Raw genomic sequence first — 20,559 nt, 5'->3', positions numbered from 1 at the left:
AGGATTGTATGAGTTCTAAAAGGTTGATTTATCTGCTATGCGTTTATTTCTGCGTCCATCTGTGTTTATCCGTGGCGACGCTCTGGGCTTTTGATTCGGATACGCCGGTCATAGTGGAGAACGCCTCGTACCAGTCAGTTGGCAGCGGCAACTGGGAAAGCACCGCCACCTGGACCCCGGCCGGTATACCCCAGCTGGGCGATACGGTCACCGTCCTGGCCGGGCATACCGTGTCGATAACCTCTTCCGGCATATGCGGGGTACTTTCGGTTCAGGGGACGTTAGTGCTTAACGCCGTGGCTAACCCGGTGACATTGACCGTAGGCTCATCGCTGACCAACGGCGGGGTGGTCAGGTTTGACAACGCCAGCGTCAATACGGCCACCATCATTTCGACCGGTTCGGCTAATCTGAACGGCGCTTTTCCCGACTGGAACAACCAGACCAAATGCCAGATCGGCGGGTTTATTCTGCCGGCCGTTACCCAATTTTATATCAGCGGTACGCCGGTCATAACCATGGTCGGTGATCTTACCTCGAGCGGCGGTATCAATATCGCCTCCGGCGCCACGCTCAGGCAGAAATCGGGCACCAAGCTTTATTGCTCCGGCGGTAATTTCTGGATCAACGGCTATTTTGACATGGAAGCGATAACCGGCCATAGTTACGTTTATATGAACGGCGGTTCTAATAGTGGTTGGGACACTAATTTTACAACCGGATACCGGATAAAAATTACAGGCAGTGGCTATCTTTCGGCTACCGGTACGTCCGAGGCGGCTCGGTGCGTTTTTGATACGACCAGTAGCAGTTCCACCTATAGCTCCAATATGTTCGTGGCTGACGGCGGTTCGGCCCTGCTCAAATATTGCAATATATTCCTCAACCGCAATCGTTTGCGCAGTTGCAGTACCCCACCGTCTGGTGATGACGGTACCGGTTGGGAAGCGTCGCTTTATGCCAACGGCGTGGATGGCAATAATGACACCGGCCGGATAGGCGAAGGCCTGACCGTAGACAACTGCCTTGTCTATGGCGGATACGGCGGGATTATGCTTAATAACGGTTCTGCCAACAAGGTTACCAATACCCAAATATACGGTAGTTGTCGGTTTGGCCTTTATCTATACCACGACGATACCTTGGAGCCTAATTATATAATTCAGAACGTGGAGATATACGGTTGTACTTTTCATGGCGTATGGTTGCAATATAAGGCTCGGGCGGATTACCCGATAGTCGGCCTGAAATCATACAGCAACGGCTGGTTCGGGATGGTAATATGGGATTCCCGGGAATGGAACCGGGCATATTTTCTGGTAGACAGCCAATTCGGCGTCAAGGGCAATAATGGTTATGCGGATATAGGCGTGCAAGGTGGATGGCCCGTTAATCCTTGGGGTACTAATTATTATTATCCTGCAGCTGCCTGGATAAGGGCGAGTTTTTATAACTGTGTATTTGATTCGACCTATGAGATACAGGATCAACTAGGCAGTACGAGTTGGCATGACGGCTGGAACTATTTTCATAGTTCTGTTTACGGGAGTTCGCCGGCTAGTTGGGATTATCAGCACATAATCTCATATAAGCACCAAGGTCGACCGGGATCCATCCGGGTTCGTGGTGATGTCAGGACCTGGGTCCAGCATGTTGGTGAATCGGCCGATAACCGGCCTTTGGCTAAGCTCAGGACCGATACCGAGACCTACAGAAGCTGGACTACCGGCTGGGGATACAGCATCGCCGGTTCGGGCGATGCCAATGTCCAGAAGATAGTTGAGGTCAACCGGCAGGTAGGATACGACGCAACCGCTAATTTGGGAACAGGCCTCCAAAGGTTATCTCAGATAAGGTTTGGGAGCGCCAATACCACCTATATGCCTACGGACCAGCACACCGAATGGGTGGGTACCGCCGATAAGCCCATTATCGTCAGAAGTCAGTTTTCAACCCAGAGAACAGATGGCAACTACAGGGATCTTTATTACCTGAGGGGTTTTGGTTCAGCCGGTGCCAAGGCATATATTGGTATGAAATATGTTTCATTCAGTGATATATGCGAGGGTTTATGGATAGATGCCAATACCCGCATTGAGCCGACCTCAACGGCGGAGCCGACTGATTCCGGCTTGGATTACTGCAATTTTGCCAATAACTTCGGTGGCGGTAATGCCACATACAGTCTTTATGGCTCGCGCCACCTTTATATCCAGACCGAGGCCGGGGCCCCGGCGCAATACAAAAACATCACGGCCACCGGATGTTCTTTTGACACGTCGCCGCTAAACTACAATGTGCAAATTGAGGCCAATAATCAGATAACGTTTACCAACTGGACCAACCCCCGGCGAGTGTTAGGCACAGTTAATACGCGCACGATATATGGTGTCGGCAGTGATTATACAACGGGTTATCCGGCTTCCGCTGTGTGTTGGTATATGACCCCGAGCAATACCGACGGGCCTATGCAATTCAGGTCCAACGGCGCGGCAGTCAGGTTTGATGCGGTCACCAACTGGCAGTATGAAAATGGTTATAATAACTGGGTATCCGCTACTCGGACCCCGACCAGCGGCGACTTGTTGGTGGTCCGGAGCGGGCATACGCTGACGGTGCCGATAACAGACAGCGATAAGAGTTGGGCTTGCGCCGGCATAGAGGTCCAGTCCGGCGGGATTATGCAATTCAATATGGGTGACCCGGCCGGCGGGGATGTGATATTGACCCTGGATGAGGGCGGCTCCATCTGGAACAGCGGAACCATCAATTTTGCTAATGCCGCGAATGACCGTAAAGTTATTATAAAGGTTAAGAATAGCGATATCGAGGATAACCCGACGCCCTGGGTTTTTAGGGGCACAACGCCGGTCTGGCTGTCCGGGTTGAATATCGAGCTGTCTGAAGCGCGGGTATGGACCGCCTTAAACCTTAACGCAGCCATGACCATGACCTTTACCGGTAATATGACCACACAGCAGATGAACATAGGTGTTTCCGGGGCCGCGGCAGGAAGTGGTGCATTGCTCAAGTTTAAGCCCAGCCCGTCCGGAGCTAAGAAGACCTGGATAGTACAGGATGGCGGGATTTACATAGGGGTGAACGATAATACTGACGCCGCATACGAAGAAGGCGGTTTGGATTTATACGAGAACAGCGAGACGATGATGAATTCAACCTGGCCGGACGGAAACTATAATTTCGGCATCTGGGTCTACGGCCGGGGCCGGCTGACCATGACCGGGAATTCATCCGGTAACCGGAACTGCTTCTTTACGGCTAAAAATAAAATAAATACGTTTATCAGGATACAAAACGACGCTCAAGTTCTGATACGATACTGCGATCTGTCAAGCCTAGGTTGGCTTGATACATGGGCCACCCCGACCAGGCTGGGCATCAACATAACCAACATGAACGGCAATAATGGCAGGTCCGGATTCCTGATAGACAGCAACGACATACACGACAGTTATTGCGCCGTCTCGCTTTGGAACGCCAAGAACAATAGTTCCAGTAACGGGCAAGGCATCACCAATAACAAGATTTATAATATCGCCGATAGCGGTATCTGGATGTTTTACGACTCGGACAGTAATTATATCGCGAATAACGAGGTATATAACTGCCTTTACGGGATAAGATGGGGTCGTTATACCGGAGGCAACAGCTGGGTAAACAACACAAATAATAATAATTACGATGGATATTGCGACAGTAATATTTTTCAGGGGAATAAAATCCACGATAATTATTCGGCCGGGATGTATTTCTACGGCCATTCTAACGGCGGCGCGCTTAACACCCCTTACGCTTATATGCCAGCTACTTCCAATATCTTTAACGGTGAATATTATTACGGAAACACCAACCAAGGCATATATTTCGGCTTATACGCTTTTAATAATTGGCATGTTTTTAACAACTGCACCTTTGGCAAAGACAGCGGCGGTTCTGCTTTACCAAACGGACAGGACGTTTATATGGTCATGGCTAATAATTTTTACCCCTGGGGAAACTATAATGGTTGGCAATACCAAACATGCTGGGGGTTTCAGTTCCGTAACTGCTTGTTTGCTTCGCCGACTGAGATATATTTGCATCCGAGTTATAACCGGATTTATCCGAGCGCAGGTAATTATTATAACGGGGTGTTCTCGTACTGCCACGACCAGACGCCCGGGCTGACCAAAGTCTGGGGGCATCTGTTTGTACCGACCGGTACGATGCCGTTCAATTATAATACGGCTTCACGGCCGGGTGGTGAGTTTCCTGGTGTGAATGCGACGCCGGATGCAACCACTAAGAAACAGCTGGTTTTTTGCGGGATGCCCGGAAGCAGTACGAGCTATACCGATTTTAATGACCTGTTGGGTATGACCACGGCTAATGCCACAACGGCCATAGTGGATATGTCCAGCGGCAATACAGCCGACCGGGCAACGACAGTTACTACCGACCAGTATCTTAATGCGTATAATTGGTTGGGGATAAGGATTTACGGCACGCTGAAAGCCAATTACGTTAATTTCAGTAAGTTGCCGACGACGGGGCTTTATATTAACGGGACCAACGCCCGGCTTGATCCGTTTAATAATGTGTCTTTTTCCAGTATGTATCCGGGCAGCCGGTGTCTGTACCTTGACGGGACGACCAGCATCCCGGTGGCTCAACGGACATTCTCCGGATGCTCGTTTGACAACTCGGCCAACACGGACGTGGCCATCAACTGGTCGGGTGCTGGCGTCACCTTTACCAATTTTGCCAATGATTATCCCGGTACTAAAGACCAGCTTTATGCCGGAAGTGTCTTGTGGCAGGTGAATCAGACAACAACCGCCCAAAACGGTCCGTGGTCAGTAGCTTCCACCTGGCAAGGTGGATTATTGCCTTCGGATTGGGCTAACGTGACCATCAATCACCAGGTCAGCGTTTCCGGTACGGTTAAGCTTAACAGTCTGACTGTCGGCGCGGCCGGCCAATTATCTTTGGATGCTTCCAGCGTGGCTACGACGCTTCAGTTAGTCGGTAACGGGACCATAAGCAATACCGGAACGATAAGAATTGCCGATTCCACCCAAGCGGTGGCGATGACTTCGAGCAATGCTAATTTATTTTCGCTGGACGGAGCCGGGACTTTTGACCTTAACGGTAAGAATATAAGCATCGGCCTGATGGACTGCAAATCAACCCTGAATGTGCCGAACGGTTCGGTATTGACCATAGCCAATGACATCATTACCCGTAATGTGACCATCGCCCAGGGTGGTGAAATCCGGCACCAAACCAGCGGAAAGTTTTGGTGGACACAGGGCGATATGTCTGTTTCGGGTAACCTTAAAATAGGCGCCAACACCTCGCTTAAATTTTCCTGCGCCAGCCACGGCCAATACGGCATAACGCTGGAGTCGACCGGTTATATGGAGGCCAAGGGTTCGGATAACTATGTCAGAAACTGTTATCTCACCCGGTTGGGCAGTTATAATCCTTACATATATATGAAGGCCGGGTCTGAGGCGTTTTTCCAGTTTGCTAATATATCTTATTTCGGTGCCGATGCGGCCACTAAATACGGCATTTACGCCCAGAACGTCAACGCCGGGGCCGGAGAGGGATTGACCATCGACCGGTGCAATATTACCGGTAATTATCAGGGTGTGATACTTGACGGGTGTACCAATAATACCATTACGATTACGAGCATAAGCAATTGTACCGATTCAGGATTGGTGATACTCGGGTCCAGCGGCAACAATACCATAGACAACTCCACATTCGTAAATAACACCCAGGCTGGTGTGAGGTTGGGAAGCGGGAACAGGACATCACAGGTGATGACCAATATTTCTATTTCCGGCAATGCCAAAGGCGTATGGGTATATTCAGACAGCGGCAGCCAGTCGGATCTGATTGTTGATTCTACCATAAACGGCAACAGTACGGCTGATATTTATTTTGAACCAAACCTAAACGGGGCGCAGCAGCTGATGACCAGGAACACTACTTTAGGCAGTACCACCAGGATAGTGTCGTCCGACAGGCCGGGTAACAGCGTTATTTTGAGAAAATATAACGGGGTGTTGGGCGCTACGGTATTTGCCGGAGATATCGTTATTGCCGGCACTAAGAAGTTTAATTATGCCGAGGAGACATATACCGGTGACGGCGATGCCAATGTTCAGAAACGGATATATCTGGACCAGGCCGCGGCCGGATTTAACAGCGGAAAGAGCCGCATTAAAGTGCCGGCCGGGGCGGAATTACAAATAGCCGGAACTGCGGCATACCCGACTATTTTTACCAAGCTTTCGGAATCGCCTAATCCGTGGTCATTGTTGATAGACGGCGGGACGATTACGGCTACTTACGCAACGTTTGGTTATCTTGATGCGGATGGGGCTAATTTCGGAAATACCGGTATTCTGAACAACCTTGATAATTGTTCGTTTACTACCACTTCTGGCAGCCACATTACCATCAATAACGGCGCGGACAAAACTCTTTCCGGATGCACGTTTGATAATACCGGGAATTATACTGTCAGCGCCAATTCCAACGGTATTACGCCGACGACGGTAAGATTTATTAATTATACCACCAGCGGATTTTCGGCCGGGACAAGGGATAATGAACAGAATAATTCCTCGATAATATGGCAGTCAGTTATTTCGCTCACCAATAGCAGTGGTATAGATGCGACATCGGCTGATTTCTATCATAACGACCAGGATAAATCTATAATGAAGTTGAAACTCGGGCCGATTTCACCGGTGGGTAGCAGCCACACGGAAAAAATACTCAAGAAAATCAAGGTTTGGCTAGGCGGTCAGTATTTCAAGGATTCTGATGTCAGCGCCGTCAAGATATTCAAAGATGTTGATTTGGATGATGCTTTCAGCCCCCTGAGTGATACACTTATTTCCTCGGGTCTGGATACCCTGACCAGCGGTACGTGCAATATAACCCTGACTCAGGCGCAGGTATTGAGCGGGACATTCTTCGTAGTGGTGGACTTCTCTGATACGGCTAGCTTGGATGCCCAGATAAGGGGCGAAATCAGAAATTCCGATTACTTTACATTAGAATCGCCACACCAGATGACAGCTTTTAGCTTCATCCCTGTTTCGGTCGCCAGAACTATTCAGCCGGCATCGATCAGGGCTGATATGCATGTCAAAAAATTAGCCGATACTTCATATATTGGTGACAATGTGTATAACTTGAGCGGTAGCCAGCAGGAAGTTACTTATAATACCAATAACAATATTACGATAACATACAATATTCGGATACAGAATGATTCGCCGACGACCAACGATTATTTCAAAATTAAAGGTACGTCCGGGGTGGTGGGATGGACTGTTTCCTACTATGACGAAAGTAATAATCAGGAAATCACATCTGATATAATAAATGTAAATGGCTGGCGTTGTCCGCCCGGATCCGGAACTCTTGTTCCCAGCCAGACGTATTTAATAAGGATGGAAGTTACGCCTTCAGGGCAGGCTGTGGATTCGTTCAAGGAGATAACGGTGACGGCTATTTCCGGCGCCAATCCGGCGCTGAGCCTGCGGGACATGGTCAAGACCATAACCCAGATAAAGCCGTATATGCCGGATATGCTGGTAAAATCAGCCGGTGGCAGCTATTCAGGCAGTGATATTTACGACCCGCCTAAAGAGCAGCTTTTGGAAGGTAATGTAGCCATTAATAATACGGTAACTTATTATGTAAAAGTTGAGAATGACGGGACCAGTAATGGAAGTTTTCTGGTGACCGGTAGCGCATTGCCGACCGGATGGTCAATAACATATTATAATGATGATACCGGAGCAGACATTACCAGCAGTATCAGGGGAAGTGGCTGGACCACAGGCACGCTTATTCCGGGGAATTCCAAGGGAATCAGGATAGAGGCCAAGCCGGGCCAGGATCGGTTAGGCGGTGAACAGACTACGATATTGACATGGGTTAAGTCAATACAGGATACCGCTAAGACAGACCAGGTCAAAATCATGCTGACGGTAACAGGCGGATTGCAACCTGACTTGATGGTGAAGAAATATACCGATGCCGATACGGCTTATTTCAGGAACGATGCGGCATATGAGGACGGGGCAACTACCCTGCAGTCAGTAAGCAATGAACTCAGGGAAGGTGAAAGTTATGTAACCTATTACATCAAGCTTCAGAACGACGGTAGTTATGTAGATACCTTCAGCGTGACCGGCACCGGAAACGGCGCCGGGACGGGCAGTTCGGTGTGGGCGATTTCTTATTATGACGGGACGACCGATATTACCGGGAATATTATCGGCACTGGGTGGATATCTCCTTCTTTGAGTCCCGGCAGTTCTTATGTGTTGTTGCTTAGGGTATGGAGTACAGCGGGTGAAGTAGGTGATTATCGCGATACAGTTATTCAGGCCCGTTCTATTGCCCAGACAGCCAAGATAGACGCGGTTAAGGCGAGGGCGTATCTTTCCAGTATTTATGTGGCTGATGCTTTGATAAGTAACAATAATATTGATTGGGTGGGTAATAATGTCAGGGAGAATCCAGCTACCGACGCGCAGAAAACAACGCAGTTTTTGCTGCCTACTATTGTGGCTACTTATTACATTAAGATAGAGAATGACGCGGCTGGGGCAGCGGATTCATACACGGTAACTGGTGACGCTTCAGCCGATGGTTGGATGATACAATATTTTGATGCTCCGACAGGAGGCGTTGATATTACTCCACAGATAACTAATGTCGGTTCCGGATGGAATACTGGAAGTTTAGCCGGTGACGGCGGTTCCACAATAATCAGGGTTAATATTTCGTATGACCCGATACAGGTTAGTCCTGCTACAACCAAGCAGATATACTTGTATGTAAACTCGTATACAACACCACTAAAGAAAGATTCGGTAAAAGCGGTTGTTATTTCTCATTCGTACCAACCCGATATCCAGGTCAAATTAGAGGGTAGCTCTTATCAGTATGATGGTACGCCATACAGCAACGATCCGGCTGATCAGAATTTCTCACCGGATGAGTGGATTAATAATAATCAGGTCATTACATATTATTACAAAATAGAAAATGATGGAACAACCGATGTGGTGAACGGTTACAGTCTGACCGCTACCCAGGCTCCGGCCAACTGGACCATAAAGTATTACCACGACGTTAACCAGAATTCCCCGGGAGTCATCAGTGATGATGTAGAAATAACCTCAAACATCATTAATGTGAATGGCTGGTTGACGGGATTAATTACGGCCTCCGGCGGTTCTAAGATTATTTACGCCAAGGTAACGCCGACATCAAATGTGGCTGGTAACACCACTCAAGCTATTGCTGTTAATGCCATTTATTCACCGTATTGGCAGGAATCGGATGCAGCCCAGGCTACAGTCAAAATCACACCGCGTTATACGGTCAATGCGCGCATAAAGAAAAACGGCGGCAGTTACGTTGGAGACGGTTATTACCCGCCTATCCAGCAGGATGCCGCGCTGGTAAACCAATCTGTTGACCGCAATGGAACAGTTACTTATTACATTAAAATTAATAATGACGGTAACCTTAATCTGGATTATGTTATCACCGGTACGGGTAATGGGACAGGATTTGGAGGCCGGGGAAACTGGTCGGTTAAGTATTTCTATCCGTCTAACACCGAAATCACCACTGATGTTACAGGCGCCGGTTGGCCGACTCCGAGCATAACCTTTGGTAACTTTATCGAAATTATGGTTGAAGTTAAGCCGGATAACGCGGTTCAGGGTGATACTAATTACGAGATACAACTTCATGGCTCCCGTTCAACCCCGCAATTCACCTATGATGCTGTCTCAGCGGTGACCATGGTGAATAAAGCATATCAACCGGACAATTTGGTCAGTAATGATGACAGTTCTTATGATGGTGATGGCATATATACGCCGTCTGATTCGGTCAGTACTAAAACGCAATTAATAGGTCGGAATCAGTTTGTGACTTATTACGTTAAAATTCTTAACGATGGTAACATTAACGAGGTCTTTACGGTTACGGGAAGCAGCGCTCCGGCAGGATGGACAGTGTCTTATTATGTGGACGAGAGTGGTTGGGTGGACAGAACGTCTGCTATAAAGGTCGGCACTTACAATACTGCTTCAATTACATATCTTGATGATCCGAGCTTTGCCAAGGCTATGATTGTGGCTACGCCGGGTAGCAGTGTTACGGCGACCAGCAAAGCCAATATTTACCTGATTGCCTCGGCCAAAAACAGCGTGACGGAAAAGAAGGATACTGTTTTGACTGAAACGACCTGTCTGGTTGATTATGGAGTGGATGTTTTGATTAAGGCCGTTACCGAGACGGTTTACAGCGGTGATAGTTTTATCGGTGATCCGGTGACTGATCCTGATGAAATCAAGACCCAAAGCGTTGATAATTACCAGGTGGCTAGTTACCATATCAGGATAGAAAATGAAGGCAATACCGATACGACATTTAAAGTAACCGCCACGGCTACGCCTTCAGGTTGGGTGATTAATTACCGCCACAATAACAGCAATCCGTCTGACCCTAACGGCAGTGATGCATTTACTCCCGGAACCACTACTTTCACATTGCCTTCGAACGGAGTGAAAATAATCCGGGCGGAATTGTCCCCGCAATGGAGCGACGCCAATGCGTCCGGCGGAATAATGCAGTTGATAAATATTGTAGCCAGTAAATCTGATAATGATGATATCAGGGATTCTGTCGCCACTAAAACCACAGTGAATTATTCTTATCAACCTGATATGATGGTTAAAAGGTATGATGAATTAGATGCAGCTTATGTTAGGAATGATTCGCCATACGAGGCTTACAATCCGCCGACCAGTCCATCCAATCAATTCAAGTCCGGCAGCGCCGATTATGATAATCAGATAACTTATTACATAAAAATACAGAATGATGGTAATACCGATGAGAATATCACGATTTCCGGCACGGGCACTTGGGATGGTGTTAACGGTATATTGTCTGGCTGGGGCACAATAACATATTATTTGGATGATGCTGACCCCGGAACAGACATTACTCAAGCGATGATTGAGGGGACCTACAGTTTTAGTTCCGCACAGAAATTTTCGGGAAATGACATTACTATTAAAGCTGTTTGTCGTCCCAATAGCGGTATGCCCGGCGGGCAATACCATGAGGTATTTATCTATTCGGCATCAACGACAAATGGGTCTAAAGCGGATAGTGTTAAGGTATCGACTGTGGTGATGAGCGCATCTTTGCCGGATATTTATATGATGAATAATGGCGAAGGCACACAAACGAATAAAGACGACCCGGCATATTTAAGGAATGGTCCTCCGTATCAGCCTGATAGCAATACCAACCAGATAAAAACCCAGTTAGTCAGCAATCGACCTGGCGCCCAGTCAGTGACTTATTACATAATGGTTCAGAATGATGGTACGGCGGCCGATACCTTAAGTGTGGTCGGCCAGGGTGACCGGAGTTTTGGCGGTGGCAACTGGACGGTCCGTTATTATGATGTGGATGGCGGAAACCTTGATATCAGCGATGCGGTTACGACGACCGGGGCCGGGGCCGCGTTTTCTCTTAATGCCGGATTGACGAGATTACTTAAGCTGATAGTGATGCCTGATACCAGCGTGATTGGTTCCACCACATTACCTGTAACCGTTACTGTGACGTCAACGATGGATGGTAATCTGGTAGATGCAGTCATTGCACAGACTACTGTTTCCAATAATTACCAACCTGACGTATCAATATCTGTCGATGATTCCAGCTATACCAGAGATGGGGCGGCTTACCAATCTTCAGTTGTGACAGATCAGGCTCCGCCGGGCGGCGGGTTGACTGTGGACCGTAATGCTATCGCTACATACTATATTAAGATCCAGAATGATGGTAATTCGTCTACGAGTATAGCGGTTACAGGGACGGCCGGCACTGCCGACTCTAATGATTTGGCCGGATGGACGATTTCTTATTATACTTTTCCAGCCATGACGGATATAACCGGACAGATAATCGGTAGCGGATGGACCCAGAGTTATCCGGCTTCTGGCGAAAATAAGATCGCAGCTCTTGTAACGCCTCGAAAATACAGTTCGCCGGCGTCACCCAAAATTATTTTAATCAGTGCTGTAGCTTCGAATGACAGTTCTGAAGACGCGGTAAAATCCACAACCACCGTTAACGCCGCTTACCAGGCTGATGCTTGGGTAAAAGAGCAGGGTGGCTCATATTCGTTCGATAATACTTATGAATCGACAGTTTCCGCGCAGATTAAGACTCTTGACGTGAGTCGGGCGCAGACAGCCACATATTATGTGACTTTGCAAAACGACGGTAACTCTTCAGCCGATATTAAAATAACGACTGCTGATGAAGGTGATTCTAACTGGACCATAAGATTCTATGATGGTCTGACCGATATCACTTCTGATATTACATCAACTGGGAAAACTTACGCTTTAAGTGCTGATGGCACAAAGGAATTAATGCTGACGGTGGCAGTCGGATACAACACGCCAGCTAACCAGACTTACTCTGTTACTATGAATCTTTCCAGCACTCCTTCGGGAGATTTAGATCAGGTCAGGGTTACAACCAGGGCTTTATCGTCCTATCAGCCGGATACCTGGATTGCACTGCAGGGTGATTTCTTGGATGAGACAGGCAGCAATGTTTATTCGCCAACGGCTCAAACAAAGATTCAGAATGCGCCAAACGGGCAGACGCTTACATATTATATCAGACTGCAAAATGATGGCAACGTTACTGATTCTTATACAGTAACCGGGACGTCCGGGGATGTGGATTGGGTGATTTCTTATTATAATAACAGTTCGGGTACGGATATAACAACCCAGGTGGTAAATGGCTTGTATAATACCGGTTCAGTTTCCCAGGGTGCAACAGTGGTGCCTGATATAAGAATAGAATTAGCTGCGTTGCCGTCAGCTTTTGGCAACAATAGTAAGAATGTCTTACTGCGGGTAACCGCATCAAACGGCTTAAACTCAGACGAAATAATTGCCAACGCGGTTGTGTCAACCGTGGTAAAGCCGGATGTTTTAGCTGATCTGACGGGGATTTTCGTTTCCCCAACAGGTGATAATAATTATTCGCCACCGGATAATATTACAACCCAGACTGTTTTGCAAGACGTGGCTTATGCCGCTCCGGTTGCTACATATTATATAAAAATACAGAATGATGGTAATACAAGTGATAGTTTTACGGTGACATCTTCCGCTATACCAGGGGGAGCCACTTGGCAGGTAGAATTAGGCGCTCCTATCAGCCAGGTTTTGACGGTCGGGCAGTCGCTTAATTGGGGTGGTTTGGTATTGGCTAAAGATGCTTATAGCAGTCCGATAATGGTGAAAATAAGCGCTAACACAGGAACGCTTGCCAATGATCAATTAGTTTTTGATATCAGTGCTTATTCTGGGTTGGACCAGAATAAAAATGATTATGTGCGCACCCAGACCCGATTTACCAATTATTACCGCCCGGATGTGTTGGTTATGAAAGAAGGAGATGGGGATTATACTAGCCAAAGCAGCTACCAATTTAATGCAACATATTCTCCTGCGACCCAGACTTATAGCTCGCTTATCGATAATTCTCAAACCATTACGTACTATATAAGAGTGGAGAATGACGGTGCCCAGGCAGATTTTTTCACTTTATCTAGTAATGTATCAACCTTAGGTTGGACCGTATCTTATTATAAAATAGATAATACCGATATTACCAACAACGTATCCAATGGCGTATTTACGACCGCGTCACTCTCTCCGTACAGTGGAATAGAGACTATTAAAGTTTTAGTTACGGCATCTTCAAGCTTGGGGAGTGGCGATAGTTGCTTGATAAGCTTCACGGCCACTAGCAGTCAGCAGATGACCGCCTTTGACACCGCTTCTGTGCAGAATACTGTGAGGACAGCTTATAAGGTTGATCTCTCAGTCAAAGGTAGTGGTAGTTATGTCGGGGAAAATGTTTATCTTGATGTCGATTCGCAAACAGTAACGCAAACAGTTATGAATGGTGGGGTGGTTTCTTATTACGTAAAAATAGGAAATCAGGGGAATATCGCAGATGCGATAACTGTTTCGGCAACAACACAATTGGCAACAGGATGGACGGTTTCTTATTATAACCTTTCCGGGCAAGACATTACAAATACAAACGTATTTGTTTTGAATCCGTCTGTCTCTCAGGAATTTGTTGTGCAAATCAGTGCCGCGACTAATTTAGCCGCATATGTTACTAATGATGTTGATTTTATCGCTACAAGCTCTCTGCAATCAACAATCACTGATACTTCTAGGGCAAGAGCTTCAGTAATGCTTTCTACCAGGGTTGATTTGGCATTAAGAGGTGACTCTGAATTTAATGACAATCAAGATGGGGACGGCATTTATATTACCAACCAGTCCGATATAGCTGATGATAGTGTGCAGCACAAAAAGCACGCCGTTGGTTTAAGCGAACCCACAACCTATTACATTCGTATCCAAAATGATGGTAACTATAGTGACACTTACCTTTTGACTAGTACCGGTGGAACGGCAGATTGGACCGTTCGTTATTACGAGCAATCCGGTCAATTATTGAGCGAAATAACCTCTCAAGTTATAGGAAGTGGTTGGACAAGCAGTTCGATAGCTTCTGGCGGGAATACGGTTGTTTTGATAACTCTGATTCCGGGAGCAGCGGTAGCCAGCGATTCAGTTTATACCGTGTATGCTAGGGCATCATCGGTTACGGAGCCTTTACTGGTAGATACTGTAAAGACTTCTACCAAATATATGCCATTGGAAATTGGATATCCAAATTCTAACAAGATGATAGCTCAAAAACCGGTAATAATCGGTGACGCGAAGCCGAATGAGTTAATCAGCATTGTTAATACAAAAACAGGGGAGATATTGGGTCAAACCCAGTCTGATATTAATGGGAAGTATCGCTTAAAACTGCCAAATGATATCCCGATTGGAACCGTAATTTCGCTTAAGCCGGTAGGCAGTGATGGTACAGAGGGTGCGAATATTGCTAATTTAACCGTATCTGATAGCCCCTCTACAGATGACGTGCCTGTTATAAATGGGCCGGTAACTGGTACGATTATTATTGGTGGTATTTGTAATCTTAATGGGCAGGCAAAACCAGGTTCTGTTGTTACTCTTCAGGTTAATACGGAATCTAAAGGGCAGTCAACTCTATACGATTTTGGTTTTATTACGGCCACTGCTGATAGTAGCGGTAATTATGAATTATCAGTTCGACTTAAAGGTGGAGTAAGGTCAATTTCTATCGCATGTAATGGCGGTATCAGCGATATTATTGACGTCGTTTTCGTTGACCCCACAGGTGTTGTTTACGATTCAATCACGGGCGAGCCTATAAAGGATGCAACGGTTACACTAGAGTATAATGATCCGGTCTCCGGTTGGATAACGGCTCGTATGGGTATTGAAATAGGCAGTCCATTAACTGTCGATGATGATAGTGATGTGGCAACGCCAGACAGGGCGAATGCAAATCCTTGGGTAACCGGATTAAATGGGCGTTATCAGTGGAATGTTATTGCCGGGGAGTACCGTTTGAGAGTATCAAATACTAATTATATATTCCCGGGTAGTACAGATACAATGACGGCATTAAGCAAAAAAGTTCAAGAGGGTGGCGTAGATAAAGATAAGAATATTGCCCGTGGAACTGCTACATTTACCGTTGCCGCAGCCGTATGGGAAATTGATGTTCCTCTTGATGCAACAGGTAACTTAGTCAAGGTTACCAAGAAAGCTAATAAGAAAGAAGTGTCGGTTGGTGAAGTGTTGACGTACGAGGTTAAAGTTTCGAATGAAAGTACGACAAGGCTTAAAGATGTGTACGTTCATGACGTAATGCCGGCTGGATTCAAGTATGTAAAAAATAGCGCTGTTACTAAGATTGGCAGTGCGGATTGGCAAGTAGCTACGGAGCCGACTGGTGGCATAACTAAGATGTTTTATCTTGGTAATATTACAGCTAAAGGAACTGCTACCGATACGATTACATTAAGGTATCAATTAGTGGTTGGTGCGGGGGCATTATTCGGCGAATACAAGAATATCGCTTCGGCAGCCTATTATAACGGGCGTTCGGTATCGAATGAGGCCATTGCCAAAGTTAGGGTTATTCCTGATCCGCTTTTTGATTATGCAACTATTATCGGTAAGGTATTTATGGATGCCAATGACAACGGTATTCAGGATGAGGGCGAAGTTGGAATGGCCAATGTCAAGATAATGACCGAGGATGGTATAACCATAATTACGGATAAAGATGGTAAATATCATGTGGCAGGAATCAAGCCTCAGACTAAAGTTCTTAAAGTTGACGAGAACTCATTGCCGTTTAATAGTAAAATAACAACCATGAATCCGGCGGTTGCTAGATTTACTGCGGGTGCAAGATTAGAAAAGATTAATTTCGGCGTAAAAACATCAGCAGTTGCGGCATCTGAAAGAAAAAATGCCGCATTTGCTATTTTTGTAACTGTTAAAGAAGGTATTCCTAGAATTACTATTGGTAAATCAGAAATACCTTTGAATTGGAATAGCAGTGAAACAAAAGAGTTGAGACTGCAAAATATCGCTGTTACCATCAATGAAAAGAGTTTAATGATTGACCCGGTTAAGGGATATAAGGGGGAAATAATAGTGAAACTGGATGATCCGGCTATAAGGGTTTGGGCCAGAGATGGTTATGGGCGAGAAGCGGTGGTTAAGGGGCAGGTGCCTCCGACAAAACTTGAGACAATGGTAAAAAGATCATCCGAGTCTATGGAGGTAGTCTCTGACTTGGAAAGTGTTTTGAGCCCTGAAATTATGGAACTTAAGCAGGGTAAGCTTGTGAAATCAGCTGAATTCAAGATAATAACTAATTATCCAAACTTTATTGAAAACTGGTTGCTTGAAATATTGGAACCTATCGAACAGTCGTCTCTTGCTCCAATATTACCTCTTACCGGAGCGGATGAGCTTTGTGCTGATGATGAAGGCGGTTTTGTAATTGATAAAGTGGATGCTGACAAAAAAGATAAAGATGATAAGAAACAAGGAGAAGAAATCAAGACTATTGCGCCAGTTGGTTACCAGGTATTTAAGGAATTTAGAGGGACGCGTGCAGATGTCGGGAAGCCAATATCTTGGGATGGTCGTTCCGGTGATGGGAAACGCATAATTGAACCGGGTAAACAATACAGGTTTATTCTTACGGTTATTGACCGCATGGGGCGTACCGACCAGACCAGGGAAGGCATTTTCAGTGTTACTGATCCTTGGACTGTTAATATACGTAAAATAACCGGGCAAAAAATGGAAGTAAGTGAGGAACTTATTTATGTGCCCGCTAAAGGGTTCCAAAAACAAAACATACCTGTTGAAGGAAAGCTTTACAGTATAAGTGGTTTAACAAGTCCGACTAATCAGATAACAATTTCTACCGCGGCGATGCCTGATATGCTTACGATTAAACCCCTTGAAGATGGTAGTTTCGAGACAGAATTATATGTGCCGGCAACTGAAGAAGAATTGATAATTCAGGCTTTAAGTTCTGATGGCTTGATGAAATCAACTATTTCTGAAGATATCAAGATATCTGGAGGTGTTAAGGAGGAATTTACATATGTTGGCGTGATAGATGCAATGGTCGGTAGTAATGGGCGTAGTGGTGATACTGCAAGACTTGATGCATTTGAGGGCGGGCGTGGCGTGGTTGAGAGGCTTTATAAAGACGGTACTTACACTGATATCAGAGCCGCCGGGTTTATTAAAATGCGCACTAAGAGTGATTGGAAGATAACGGCCTCCGTAGATACCGATAGAGCCGGCAAGAATGCCCTGAGAAATTCGCAATCTCAGATGTTTAAGTATATTGATCCGGATAAGTTCTACCCGCTTTATGGTGATCAATCAACGCGTATTGATGAAGCTTCCAACACACAAGGGGCGATTTTTCTTAAGGTTGAAAAAGGTTTGTCTGATTTGTTAGTAGGCAGTTACAATACTGGTTTTAGCGGCTCTGAATTAGCTCCTTACAACCGGTCTTTGTATGGAGGCAAAATGCATTTTGGTTGGCAGCAGAACGGTGGCATAACCCTATTTGGAGCTACCGCCCGGCAGATGGCATCACATGACGAATTACTTGGTACCGGTGGATCCTTGTATTATCTCCAGCATAAAGATGTTATGGATGGTACCGAAAAAGTGTCAATTGAAGTGCGTGATAAGGTTACCGGTCTGGTAATTGAAGTCAAGACGTTATCCCGTGGTGATGACTATGATATAGATTATCGCTATGGGCGGATTATGTTCTATAGACCGGTGAATTCTGTCGTTGCTTCCAACACCTTAATTTCTAATGAAATACTGGAAGGCAATCCGACCTACGTTTTAGTTGATTACGAATATTTACCTGATGGTAACTGGAAAAACGAGGCCGGTGGAGCTCGGATAACCCAGTCTTTCGGTGATATGCTTAATGTTGGAGTTACATATGTAAAGGAAGCCAGAGACCTGAACGATTACTTATTGATGGGAACTGATATATCAGCTAAGATAGGTAAATATGGGGAGGCCAAGCTGGAATACGCCAAGAGTGAATACGAGGGTATTAATGGGTTTGTTTCCTATAATGGCGGAATAAATGACTGGTCAACGCTGACTAATCCTGCCGTTAGCAATGGCGGCAGCGCTTACAAAGTCGGTGTGAATCTTGACATTGGCGGGATGTTCATGAACCGTCCTCAGGAAATATCAACAAGACTTTACTTCCAGAGAATAGAAGCCGGGTTTTCGTCAGCCGGTGGCTCAAGCGCTTCACAACAGGGCACCGATAAATTTGGGCTGGAAATCGGAGCCAAACTAGGAGAAAACGATACGGTCCTTGGTCGGTTTGATAACCAAAAGATTTTGGATAACGGTAATGTTGCGTCAGGCGCGCAGGTTGGGGCGTCAGAAACACAAACGGGGACTTTCCAGCTGGTTCATTTACAATCGCCAATGAAACTGACAGGTGAATACCGTTATCAGACTGTTAAGTCGCCGGTGGTTAATCCGCTAATGAAGGCTGAGGCTCAGCAAGCACTGGCGGCCAGGATTGAATACGAGTTGAACAAGCAAATGACTGTTTTTGCTGAACAACAGGGCACATTGAGTGGAAAGTCGAACAACCAGACATCGGTCGGAGCTACAATGAAGTTATCCGAGAAGACCACCGGGACCATACAGGAGACCGCCGGTAATAACGGTAATTCTACTCGTTTTGGCATAACCACTAATGTAAGTGAGAGGCATTCGCTATACACTAATTATGAGATAGTCGAAGGAGTTGCCGGACAAAAAACCGAGAATATTATTCTCGGCGAGAAGGAGCAGGTTTCCAGTAAGCTTGGCTTGTATCGTGAGGAGCGTTTTGCCGTACGCAGTGCTGAGGATAAGACTTACGGTGGATTATTCGGAACGGATTATGCGCTGACTTCAAAATGGGGTATGACAGCTAGTTATGAGCGTAGCGATGTCAACGTTATACAGACGCGCGATGCATTAGCTCTTGGCGTTACCTATAAATCTCATCCGCAGGAACAGGATCTGACCAGAGTCAGAGGTTATCTTAAGGGCGGGGCTCGCGGTGAGTACCGCAAGGAAGATTCTACTTCGCTTAAGAGAACATCTTTACTGACGGCCAATAACGTTTATTATCAGCTCAATGAAGATATGGCTTTGAGTCTAAAACTTAATTTGAGTCAGACTAAGAATGAAACCACTGGCCAGATTGAAGCAAGATTCACCGAAGTAGTCTTAGGCACGGCATACAGGCCGATCAAGGACGATAAGTATAATTTCTTAGGCAAGATATCTTATCTGGATGATGAAGCGCCTTTATCTCAGGGTGATATGGCCAAGACGCGGACTAAAGCCTTGATATTCTCGTTGGAAGGCGCAGAGGATGTTGTAAACAACTTCCAGATAGTTGAGAAGCTGGCTTATCGCCGTAATACTGAGATTTTTACCAATATCAAAAATATTGACAGTGATGTTTATTTGGTTGCTTTAAGGTTGAATTACAGAATCCGTTCAGAAAGTATAGACTTCCTTGATAAGCTTAAGCTTGGCCTTGAATATCGTATCCTGTCGGTTGGGTTAGCTGACGATAAGAAATCAGGCGCGGTATTTGAAATCGATCGCGAAGTCGGCAGATTCGTGCATCTTGGATTCGGATATAACTTTGTGGATTTCTCAGACAACCTGGCTGAATACGGCAAAGGCTATAAAGTTCAGGGCGCGTTTATCAGGTTAACCACTAAGTTTTAGTTTGGCCGTTATCCCCCCGCTCTTTCTGCAGAAGGAGTGGGGGAGTTATCAGTTTTCATCGGCTGGCAATTTATAGCGCCGAAGTGCAAGCGTCATGTCAGAGTACACGCTTTAATTATCATAACAACTTATTTTTTTGCAGATACGCCTCCGGTAGATGACCGGTGAT

General features: G+C 46.0%; 1 protein-coding gene. It reads left to right on the top strand.

The window, feature by feature from the left end:
- The first annotated feature begins 8 nt into the window (after positions 1-8).
- Positions 9-20,390: a right-handed parallel beta-helix repeat-containing protein gene (locus WC980_03325; GenBank protein MFA5794083.1), complete on the top strand. Its 20,382-nt coding sequence runs from the start codon at positions 9-11 to the stop codon at positions 20,388-20,390.
- Positions 20,391-20,559: the final 169 nt, after the last annotated feature.

This window comes from Candidatus Brocadiia bacterium, from assembly GCA_041658285.1.
Classification (GTDB): domain Bacteria; phylum Planctomycetota; class MHYJ01; order JACQXL01; family JACQXL01; genus JBBAAP01.
The sequence above is the reverse complement of the archived record's forward strand: the minus strand, read 5'-3'. Positions and strand labels throughout refer to the sequence as shown.